Source organism: Rhizorhabdus argentea, from assembly GCF_037861105.1.
Taxonomy (GTDB): Bacteria; Pseudomonadota; Alphaproteobacteria; order Sphingomonadales; family Sphingomonadaceae; genus Rhizorhabdus; species Rhizorhabdus argentea.
Map to the genome: position 1 here is coordinate 74,915 of NZ_JBANFK010000010.1, position 10,671 is coordinate 85,585.

The 10,671-nt window shown below is 64.7% G+C and carries 7 protein-coding genes; 5 read left to right on the top strand and 2 right to left on the bottom strand.

The window, feature by feature from the left end; genetic code table 11:
• Position 1: 1 nt before the first annotated feature.
• Genes nirD through cobA form a run of 3 tightly spaced genes read left to right on the top strand, consistent with a single transcriptional unit; the run spans position 2 to position 3,790 of the window.
• The gene (nirD, locus tag AAC645_RS11345) at positions 2–358 is read left to right on the top strand and encodes a nitrite reductase small subunit NirD (protein ID WP_340316093.1); all 357 of its coding nucleotides are present in this window, start codon (positions 2–4) and stop codon (positions 356–358) included.
• On the top strand, positions 355–2,976 hold the full coding sequence (locus tag AAC645_RS11350) for a molybdopterin-dependent oxidoreductase (protein WP_340316094.1): 2,622 nt from the start codon (positions 355–357) through the stop codon (positions 2,974–2,976). The genes nirD and AAC645_RS11350 overlap by 4 nt, the downstream gene beginning before the upstream one ends.
• The gene (gene cobA, locus AAC645_RS11355; RefSeq protein ID WP_340316095.1) at positions 2,963–3,790 is read left to right on the top strand and encodes a uroporphyrinogen-III C-methyltransferase; all 828 of its coding nucleotides are present in this window, start codon (positions 2,963–2,965) and stop codon (positions 3,788–3,790) included. Before AAC645_RS11350 ends, cobA begins: the two co-directional genes overlap by 14 nt.
• Positions 3,791–3,838: 48 nt before the next feature.
• On the opposite strand, the gene AAC645_RS11360 is transcribed toward cobA, so the two are convergent.
• Positions 3,839–5,482, bottom strand: coding sequence for an AMP-binding protein (locus AAC645_RS11360; RefSeq protein ID WP_340316097.1), 1,644 nt, complete (start codon positions 5,480–5,482; stop codon positions 3,839–3,841).
• A 79-nt stretch (positions 5,483–5,561) separates the two neighbouring features.
• The gene (locus AAC645_RS11365) at positions 5,562–7,904 is read right to left on the bottom strand and encodes a TonB-dependent receptor (RefSeq protein WP_340316099.1); all 2,343 of its coding nucleotides are present in this window, start codon (positions 7,902–7,904) and stop codon (positions 5,562–5,564) included.
• 352 nt (positions 7,905–8,256) lie between these two features.
• Between AAC645_RS11365 and AAC645_RS11370 the strand changes: the two genes are divergently transcribed.
• The gene (locus AAC645_RS11370) at positions 8,257–9,117 is read left to right on the top strand and encodes a MurR/RpiR family transcriptional regulator (protein WP_340316101.1); all 861 of its coding nucleotides are present in this window, start codon (positions 8,257–8,259) and stop codon (positions 9,115–9,117) included.
• A 187-nt stretch (positions 9,118–9,304) separates the two neighbouring features.
• Entirely contained in the window at positions 9,305–10,501 is a 1,197-nt protein-coding gene (locus AAC645_RS11375) for a serine hydrolase domain-containing protein (protein WP_340316103.1), read from the top strand.
• Positions 10,502–10,671 lie beyond the last annotated feature (170 nt).

Here is a 10,671-nt window from a genome sequence, read left to right on the forward strand (position 1 = left end):
GATGATTGGAGACTGGATCGACGTTGGCCCGATCGGGGAGATCCCCGTCCGCGGCGCCCGCACCATAAAGATGGGCATCAATGGTGCGGGGGGCGAGGAGATCGCCATCTTCCGCACCAGCGCAAACCGGGTCTATGCCCTCGTCAACCGCTGCCCGCACAAACATGGCCCACTCAGCCAGGGCATCGTCCATGGCGATGCGGTCGCCTGCCCGCTGCACAATTGGCGGATATCGCTGTCGACCGGCGAGGCGCTCGGCGAGGACAAGGGCTGCGTGCCGACCATCCCGGTGCGGATCGATGCGGGGCGCGTACTGATCTCGCGGCTCGCAATGCTGGCGAACGCGGCGGCGGCATGAACGAGGCGGCGCCCGTCAGGACGACCTGCCCCTATTGCGGCGTGGGATGCGGCGTCGTCGCCACCCCGGTCGACGGGCGCACCGTCCGGATCGCCGGCGATCCCGACCATCCCGCCAATCGCGGCAGGCTCTGCTCGAAGGGCACCCAGCTGGGCGAGACGGTCGGGCTGGAAGGGCGGCTGCTGCACCCGATGATCGGGGACCGGCGCGCCAGCTGGGACAAGGCGCTGGACCTCGTCGCCCGCCGCTTTCGCGACACCATTGCCAAACATGGCCCGGACAGCGTCGCCTTCTATGTTTCGGGCCAGTTGCTGACCGAAGATTATTATGTCGCCAACAAGCTGATGAAGGGATTCATCGGATCGGCGAATATCGACACCAATTCGCGGCTGTGCATGTCGAGCGCCGTCGCCGGCCATGTCCGCGCCTTTGGCGAGGATGTCGTTCCCGCCGGCTATGACGATCTCGACGAAGCCGACCTGATCGTGCTGGTCGGCTCGAACACCGCCTGGTGCCACCCGATCGTCTATCAGCGTATCCAGGCGGCCCGCGCGGCTCGCGGCACCAAGCTGGTCGTGGTCGATCCGCGCCGCACCGAAACCTGCGAGGACGCCGATCTCCACCTCGCTATCCGCCCGGGCAGCGATGTGGCGCTGATGAACGGGCTGCTCGCCTATTGTCGCCGCGAAGGGCTGCTCGACGAGGCATTTCTGGCGGCAAGCGTCGCCACGCCGGACGGCTTTTGGGACAATGTCGAGCATGACAACGACCTGTGGACGGTGGCGAAGACCTGCGATGTCGCGCCCGACCGGCTGCTGCGCTTCTTCGAGCTGTTCGCCGCCCATCCGCGCACCGTCACGATGTTCAGCCAAGGCATCAACCAGGCGCTGCGCGGCACCGACCAGGTCAACGCGATCGTCAACCTCCACCTCGCCACCGGACGGATCGGCAAGCCGGGCGCGGCGCCCTTCTCGATCACCGGCCAGCCAAATGCGATGGGCGGCCGCGAGGTGGGCGGACTGGCCTCGACGCTGGCCGCGCACATGGACTTCGCACCCGACAATGTCGCCCGGGTCGGCCGCTTCTGGGCGGCACCGAAGATGGCCGCCAAGCCCGGCCTCAAGGCGGTCGAGATGTTCCGCGCCGTCGGCGAGGGCCGGATCAAGGCGATCTGGGTGATGGGCACCAATCCGGCGGTGAGCATGCCCGACGCTGGCCGGGTCCGCGAGGCGCTCGCCGCCTGCCCATTCGTCGTCGTCTCGGACGTGATCGCCGATACCGATACCACCCGCTTCGCCCATGTCCGTCTTCCCGCCGCCGGCTGGGGCGAGAAGAGCGGCACCGTCACCAACAGCGAGCGCCTCGTCAGCCGCCAGCGGCAGTTCCTGCCCTTCGTGGAGGAGGCACGCCCCGACTGGTGGATCATGACCCAGGTCGCCCGCCGGATGGGATGGGCCAGCGCGTTCAGCTATGATCGGCCCGCAGACATCTATCGCGAGCATGCGCGGCTCACCAGCTATGGGAATGATGGCGCGCGGGTGCTCGATCTGCGCCATCACGCCGCGATCGGCAATCCTGGCTATGACGCGATGGAGCCCTATCGCTGGGGCGGAACGCCCTTCGCGGATGGCCGCTTCCCGAGCGCAGACGGCAAGGCGCGGATGGTTCCCACCGTCCAGGCGCCGCTGGCCGATCCGCTGCGCGACTGGCCGCTGACCCTCAACACCGGCCGCTATCGCGACCAGTGGCACACGATGACGCGCACCGGCCTGTCGCCCCGGCTAGCGCGCCACCGCGAGGAACCCCTCGTCGACATCAACCCGGAGGATTGCGATCGGCTCGGTCTGGCCGATGGTGACATCGCGCGGGTATCGACGCCGCAGGGCGCGAGCCTGTTCCGCGTGCGCTCCACCGAGGACCAGCGGCGCGGCGACATCTTCACGCCGATCCACTGGACCGATCGCCAGTCGACCGGCGGCCGCACCGGCCTGCTGCCGCGCCCGCTGACCGATCCGCATTCGGGACAACCCGGCTTCAAGTCGACGCCGGCCCAGGTCGAGAAGGTTGCGATCGAGTGGCGCGGGTTCCTGATCGTGCGCGGTGAGGCGAAGGCGCCGCCGCCCAGCCTCTGGGCGACGAGGATCACCGTGCCCGGTGGCGCGCTCTACGAACTCGCCGGCATAGGACCTTATGAGGCGCTCGAAGCCGGCTTGCCGGCCGGCGCCCGGATCGAGGCGGCCGATGCCGCGCTCGGCTCGCGCCGGATCGCGGTGCTGAACGACCGGCGTCTGTCGGCGGTGCTGTTCGTCACCCGGACCGGCCAGCTGCCGAGCCGCGACTGGCTGATCGCGCAGCTCGACGCGCCGGATGTCGCGCCCACGCTGCTCGCCGGCCGCGCGCCAGGCGCGCAGCCCGATCGCGGCGCGCTGATCTGCTCCTGTTTCGATGTCGGCCTCAAGACGATCGTCGCGGCGATCAGCGAGCAGCAGCTCGCCGATGTCGCAGCGATCGGCAAGGCGCTCGGCGCCGGCACCAATTGCGGATCCTGCCGCCCTGCCCTGGCCCGTATCCTGGCCGATATCGCACCTGCTCGGGAGACCATCTATGCAGCGGAATGACCCGATCGCGCGTGGAATCGAACCGGGCACGGTCTGGCTGGTCGGAGCCGGCCCCGGCGATCCCGACCTGCTGACCCGCAAGGCCGAGCGGCTGATTGCGGCGGCCGACATCGTCTTCTACGATGCGCTGGTGGGGCCGGGCGTTCTCGAGCTGGCGCGGCCGGATGCCGAGATGGTCAGCGTCGGCAAGCGCTCGGGGCGGCACAGCAAGGATCAGGGCTCGATCAACGACCTGCTGCTCGCAGCCGCGCGCGAAGGCCGGCGCGTCGTCCGGCTCAAGGGCGGCGACCCGTCGATCTTCGGCCGCTCGACCGAGGAGATCGACCATCTCGCCGCGCACGGCATCGCCGTGCAAGTCTGCCCGGGCATCACCGCCGCCAGCGCGGCCGCCGCCAGCGGAATGGCGTCGCTCACCCTGCGCGGACTTGCGCGCCGGCTGACCTTTGTCACCGCGCATGCGCGCGCCGGCGAGGCGATCGATCTAGACTGGCCTGCGCTCGCCGCGACCGACACGACGCTCGCCGTCTATATGGGCCGCGCCGCCGCGCCGCAGATCATGCGCAACCTGATCGCAGCCGGCCGTGCAGCAGACACGCCAGTGATGATCGCGGTGAACATCTCGCTGCCCGGCGAACGGCTGATCCGCGGCAAGCTCTCGGCGCTGCCGTTTCTCACCTCGACGATCAGCGACGACGATCCGACGCTGCTGATCATCGGCGAGGCAGTGCGGCGCGAACTGCCCGCTGTGGCGCGAGAGGCGGACCGCACGCGCTTCGCCGACCATGGCGCAGAGGACGCTGCTCTCCGATCATAACGGCTGATCAGGAACACCCCGTCCCAGTCAGACGCACCGCCCGCACATTCACCGAGCCGCCTCCAATTCCTGCCGCCGCTGCTCCTTCAGGACGAATCGCTGGATCTTGCCACTCGGCGTCTTGGGCAGCGCATCGACAAAATGCACCGCGCGTGGGTAGGCATCGGCGGCATAGCGGGTCTTTACCCATTGCTGGATGTCGCGCTCGAGCTCTGCCGCGGGGGAATGGCCTTCGCGCAGCACGACATAGGCCTCGATCACCTCGCCGCGGACTTCGTCCGGAACGGCGATAACCGCCGACTCCGCCACGGCCGGGTGGGTTGCCATTGCCGATTCCACCTCGAACGGGCCGATCCGGTATCCGGCCATGATGATCACGTCGTCGTCGCGCGCCGAGAAGTGGAAATAGCCGTCGTCGTCGACCAGCCCCGTATCGCCGGTCAGGTACCAGCGGCCGCCGGCGGCGAACTTCTCGGCTGTTTTGCGCGGATCGCCATCATAGCCCTTGAACCAGGCGAGCGGGCTTTCGGCGACCACCATCGCTACACGACCGATCTGGTTCGGCCCAACCTCCTGGTCATGCTCCCCATGGAGGATGACAGCCCTCCAGCCGGGCATCGCGTGACCCATCGATCCCGGCTTGACTGGGCGCCGGACTGCCTGGTGATGGTGGTTGTTGATCAGCATCCCGGCTTCGGTCTGACCGTAATGATCGTACACCGTGATTCCGAGCTGCTGTTCGGCCCAGCCGTTCACTTCCGGGGTCAGCGGCTCACCCGCGCTCGACGCGCACCGAAGGCGCAGCGGTGCCTGCGGTGCCAGGCCCGAGCTGCGCAGCGCGCGATACACGGTCGGAGCCGCGGCGAAGTTGGTCACGCCCTCGCTCGCCAGCACCGCCATCGTCGTTTCCGGAGAGAAGCCGCCCTCCAGCAGGATGCCGGGCGTGCCGGTGGCGAAGGTCGCGAGGACGCCGAAATAGAGGCCATAGGCCCAGCCTGGGTCCGCGGCGCACCAGAAGACGTCGTCCGATCTGAGGTCGAAGCCGAATTCGGCATAGGTGCGGAACGCGGCAAGCGCACGCATCGGCACGACCACGCCCTTCGGACTTCCGGTCGTGCCCGAGGTGTAGATGTGGATGAAAGGTGCATCGCCGCCCATCATAGCGGCGGGAAAACCCGGCTCTGCTTGAGCCATCAGCGCATCGAACGACAGCGCTCCATCGTCGGCCAATCCGGTGGTGATCACGCGCCACCGGGGATCGGCCGGCATCTCGTCGCCGGGTGCGAGCTTCGCCCGCTGTGCTGAATCGCAGACCACTGCCCGGGCATCGCTGCCGGTCAGGCGCAGCGCGATCGCCGAGGGAGCGAAGGCGGTGAACAGCGGCACATGCACCGCGCCCAGCCGCCAGATGCCCATCAGCGTGATGAGATACCGCCGACTCTTGCCCATCAACGTTCCCACCCGGTCGCCGGGTCCGATGCCGAGCGACCGCAGGGCAGCTGCGAATTTTTCAGACTCGTGCCGCAGTTCCCCGTAGCTCAGATCCTGCGCCGAAAGATCAGGGGCGATGATTCGATATGCGAGCGCGCCGGACTCATGCCGGTCGCACAGCAGCGCCGCCGCGCACGCATCTTCAGCGCGATAGAGTGCAAGAAGCTCTTCGACGCGCTGCCATGCCGATATTGCAGTCATGTGCCCATCCCAAATGACGCAGGCTCATCCCGTTCCGCCGGGGCGAGTATAGGGGCTCGCCCCGGCGTTGGTGGATGCTTTACATGCGGTAGTTCAGCGTCACACCTATCGTACGATAGGAGTTTGGGCCAAAATTATGCCAATAAACTCCCCCAAGCGCAGCGTCGGGAACACCCGCCGGGCCAGTGTAAACAGTCGCAACCGGATCTGCGATAATGTAAGTAGGAACGCGCTTATCGAAGAGGTTCCTCACAAAGGCAGTGAGGGTCAGATTATCATCGGCGGTGTGAGCTCCTAATGAGAGGCCTACAATCGCGTTGCCCTTGACCCGCGTTTGCGGATCGCGTGTCTGAGTAAAATATGCAGACGTGCGGTAATAGATATCGCCCTGGGCAAAGCCAACCCAATTTCCAGAGACGGGCCTTTCGTAGCGAACCGTGCTGTTCATTGACCAACGTGGCGCATTTGCGAGCTGATTTCCGCTCACATCGGTAGTGCCGCCTGGTCTGCAGACATTCGTCCCGCTCGTTCCCGTCGGTTGGCTATAGTAGCATGGCACGTTGGTGAGGTTTTTATATTCGGTATTGTTGTAGGTTACGCCACCGGACAGTTTTAGTCCTTCAGCCAGCAAAGCGCTGTATTCGACTTCAACACCCCGTGTCTTCAATTGGCCCGCATTGAGGGTAACGAAGCCAGCTGACAGGCCCGGCGCCTGAGCAAGGGTCTGGAAGCCGTCGTATTTGGTATCGAACAGCGCAATGTTCAATCGGAGGCGCCGGTCGAACAGAGTAGATTTTAAACCAACTTCGATGCTCTTTGGGATTTCGGGAGCGACCCGCGCGCCACTAAGCTGATCGAAGGTTGGGCCTTTGTATCCACGTGAGTAGGTTGCATATGCCAGCACGTCAGCCGCAACGTCGTAGTCAATACCGAACCGATACGAAAGGTTGTTTTCTTTCGTTGAAACATCGAAGTCGATGTTGGGATACAGCGGTAAGAGTGCCGACGGGTTGGTGATCTTGTCGCGCAAGGAAATGTCGTCATGGGTGTAACGAGCCCCGGCCGTGAGTCTTAGCGCGTCCGAAATTTCGAACTGCCCCTCAAAGAATCCGGCATAGCTCTTCGTCCCGGCTGTTTGGTCGAGAAAGCCGCCCGCAAAGGAGGAGAAGCCGGGCGGGACGGGAAGGCCGAGGTTCGCGCCCTGAAGCAGATTCTGATTGGCGCGAAGATCAAGGTAGAACAAGCCTACCTGGAAGCTGAAACGACCGGTCGCAGGCGAGGACAACCTAAGCTCTTCGGTCGTCTGGCGATAGTTGTAACCACCATGATTGGTATTAAAGATATCTGCCGTGGTTATGTCAATTGGTGACGCCATTCTTTGGCGATACTTTCGATGCGCCAGGATGTTGGTCAAGGTGAACCCACTGCCGACGTCGACTTCGGCCTTAAGCTGCCCGCCGTAGACCCTGGAGACGAGATAGCCGAGACCATCGGTCGCAACAAGATTATTGGTTGGTGACGCCGTGATGCCATTTGCGGCATTGATAGTCGCAATGAGTCCGCCAGGTGCGGTATAGCTATGGACGAAAACGCCGTCACCGCGTCCCTTACTGTGTTGATAATCCCCAGCCAAAGTCAGCCGGACCGCCTCGGTTGGCTCCCAGAGATATTTGATACGTCCGCCGTAAGACGTGTTGCCAAGATCCTGATCCTGAGTGAGATCCTTAACGAAAGCATCCTGTCTGGTTACAAACGCCGACAACCGAAGCGCAGAGTTCGCGCTCACGGGCAAATTGGCGGCCGCCTGCAATGAGGCGAGGTTTCCGGACCCGGGCGCTGTCGTGTTCCCATACTCGGCATTGACGAGCATTTCCGTGCGACCGATCTTCGGTTGCGTGGTTACAATGTTAATGACGCCCGCAGAGGCATTCTTGCCGAACAGCATACCCTGCGGCCCCCGCAGGACTTCGACTCGATCAAGGTCGAAGAATTGGATGTTCCCAAACTGAGGCCGCGCCATCGCAACGTCGTCGATGACGATACCGACGCTGGACTCGGTCTGCGGCCCGACGGGCGTCGTTCCGATGCCGCGGATCGTGAAGTTGACAGCGCCAGCCTCGAGCAGTCCCGACTGAACCTGCAGGCTCGGCGTCAGGTTGACAAGCTGGTACGCGTTTAGGACTTGATGTTCCTGGAGGGTCGCAGCGCTCGCCACACTTACCGCCACGGGCACCGTCTGGATGCTCTCAGTGCGACGGCGTGCGGTGACAATGATGTCCTGAATACCGCGTTCCGAGCGATCGCCGGACTGTGCAGCCGCGGCGTTTGATGGCGATGGAGCCTGCGCGCGCGCTGACCCCGGAAATGCCGCAGTGGCCGCAGCAAGAGCCGCGCCACTCAGCAGAACTACCTTGACCTTCATCCGAATCCTCCCTGGATACGCTCGCGCGCCCGCCCATTGTCCGGGCGGTACCGCGCCGCGTGTCGCGCCCCTTTTGCATAGAACATAAATTCGGTCAATATGTTATGTAGAACACTTTTTGCGGGCGGCCCGCCGCCGGCCACGAAAAGGGCCGGGCCGCATGGTCAAAAAGGACGAGCCGCATGGCACGGCCGGCTCGGCTTGCCGTGGCACAGCCCGACACTATGCATAACCCGAAATTCCATGACTACGCTGTTGGGCACAGGGCTGCTTGGAACATCTTTCCGAACACGCTACTCATTGCGCCGCTAGCCGGAACAAATGTTTTGCAACATGCTGTGGGAGGAAGTGATTGAGTATCCCCGAAACAACATCGCCACCCCGTGCCTTGGACGAGTTCCTCACTGCGATTCGTGATCGCTACGACGAGCTCAGCGACAGGCTGCAGCGGATCGCGCGCCATATCCTGGACGAACCCAACGACATGGCATTCGAAACGCTCGCGGTCATCGCTGAGCGAAGCAACGTCCAGCCGTCGGCGATCGTCCGTTTCGCTCAAGCCTTTGGCTTTTCCGGAGCGAGCCCGATGCAGCGGCTGATCCGCGATGGCCTGCTGCGGGAGGACCGCTCGCTCGGCTACGCCGAACGCATCCGCCAGCACCGCTACTCGGTTGCCGACGATATGGAGGGACCACGGCAGCTGCTTTCCGAGTTCGTCGAGGGCAACATCCTTGCGCTCGAAAACCTTAACCACGCGCTCGGTCTGCGCGAGCTCTCCGAAGCGATCGATCTGCTCGACCGCGCCGGCACGGTGTTCATCGTCGGCTTCCGCCGATCCTTCCCGGTCGCGAGCTACCTGGCCTATCTGCTGGCGCAGACCAACAAGCGCACCGTGCTCGTCGACGGCCTCGCCGGGCTCCATCTCCAGCAGACCCGCGGCCTCGACGCAAGCGACGTGATCGTCGCGATCAGCTTCGCGCCCTACAGCCCGGAGGCCGTGGCCGTCGTCGAAGCGGCCAAGGGACGCTGCCCCGTCGTCTCGATCACCGACAGCGTCATTGGGCCGATCGCCAAGGACGCGACCCTTGTGCTTCAGGTTCGGGAGTCGGAGGTACGCGGATTCCGTTCGCTCGCCGCCTCGATGTGCCTGGCGCAATCGCTCGCCATTGGCCTGGCAGCCCGCAAGGCCGAGCCGGCGTCGCCGGCCAGCTAGCGGCGGCTGGAAGCAGCGCAACCGCGCCACTTGCATCCTGCGTTCTGACGTTCTATAGAATGGAAAATACATTCCATTCGAGGAGCGTCTCGTGACATCAGCGATGGCCCATGGTCCCGAATCAGCCTTGCGGGAACGAGCTCGGTCAGCGCCACGGTGGCCTGCTGTTGACGCGCCAATTCAGGACGTGGTCGACCGCCGGCTGCTGAGCGGCGCGGTCACGGTCGCGTGGCATAAAGGCACGGTCGCACACGCCTCGGCGATCGGTCGGCGCGACGTAGCGATCGCCGAGCCGATGCAGACGAATAATATCTTCCGGCTCTTCTCGATGACCAAGCCGGTCACCGCGGTCGCGATGATGATATTGTGGGACGAGGGCAAATGGTCGCCCGCGGACCCGATCGCCAAGCACCTCCCCGAACTGGCCGACCTCCAGGTGCTGCGCGGGATCGGGCCCGACTGCGCCCCTCTGCTCGCCGCCCCGGAAGAGCCGCCGACGCTCGAGCATCTGATGACGCACCAGTCGGGCTTCTCCTATGGCTTTACGGACGAACCGGTCGACCGCGCCTTCCAAGCGGCCGGCGTTCCGGTCATCCCGCACGATATCACCGCTGAGGAGTATCTGGGACGGCTGGCCAAGGTTCCGCTGGCGTTCGAGCCGGGCGCAGGCTGGCGCTACAGCGTGGCCATGGACGTGCAGGGGATTATCGTCGAGCGCCTGAGCGGCATGCGCCTGCGCGACTTCATGCGGGAGCGCATCTTTGCGCCACTCGGCATGGGCGACACCGACTTCTTTGTACCGGCGGCCAAGCGCGACCGCTTCGCCGCCCTCTACGCGCTTGCGGACGACGCGCTGGTCGAAATGACCGCCCAATCCGACAGCCTCCACTATGACAACGTCGCCGCGCTGTCGCCGAGCGATCTGGTGCTTCCCTATGACCAGCCCCCCATCCTCGCCTCGGGCGGTGGCGGGCTGGTGTCGACTGCGCCCGATTATCTTCGCTTCGGCCGGATGCTGCTCGGGCGCGGCGAGCTTGATGGCCGGCGCATCCTCAGCCCCGAGGCCGTCTCGCTGATGACGCGCAGCCACACGCCACCCCATCTGCTGACAGGCGGCTTCGGCACGGCGCCACACTGGCTGCGCCCCGGCTACGAATATGCCTACAACGGCATTGCCGTCACCGACCCGCAAACCGCCGGCGTCGCCCTCGGTCGAGACACCTATTTCTGGGACGGCGCGGCGGGGTGCTGGTTTTGGGTCGACCCTACCAACGAACTGGTGTTCGTCTGCATGGTCCAACTCCTCGCCGATGCAGAAAGGCTTTCGCTACAGGCCCGCAGCTGGAGCGTGGTGGCTGATATCCTGGCCGGATCGGCGGACTGACGACGTGAGCGACGTCGAGTTAATCAAATGCGGATGTAACGCGGAGGCTATATGATGAACGCGTATATAACGCCACGATCGGAAAACGCCGACCCCCTGCGCAGCTATGTGCGGAATCTTCGAAATGCGGTGGCGACCACGACATGTGACAAGACGGTCACTGCCCTGCA

What these genes read in the sequence shown, in the direction of transcription:
- AAC645_RS11365 (WP_340316099.1), bottom strand. Translation starts at nt 7,904, where the DNA reads ATGAAGGTCAAGGTAGTTCTGCTGAGTGGCGCGGCTCTTGCTGCGGCC.
- cobA (WP_340316095.1), top strand. Translation starts at nt 2,963, where the DNA reads ATGCAGCGGAATGACCCGATCGCGCGTGGAATCGAACCGGGCACGGTC.
- nirD (WP_340316093.1), top strand. Translation starts at nt 2, where the DNA reads ATGATTGGAGACTGGATCGACGTTGGCCCGATCGGGGAGATCCCCGTC.
- AAC645_RS11350 (WP_340316094.1), top strand. Translation starts at nt 355, where the DNA reads ATGAACGAGGCGGCGCCCGTCAGGACGACCTGCCCCTATTGCGGCGTG.
- AAC645_RS11360 (WP_340316097.1), bottom strand. Translation starts at nt 5,482, where the DNA reads ATGACTGCAATATCGGCATGGCAGCGCGTCGAAGAGCTTCTTGCACTC.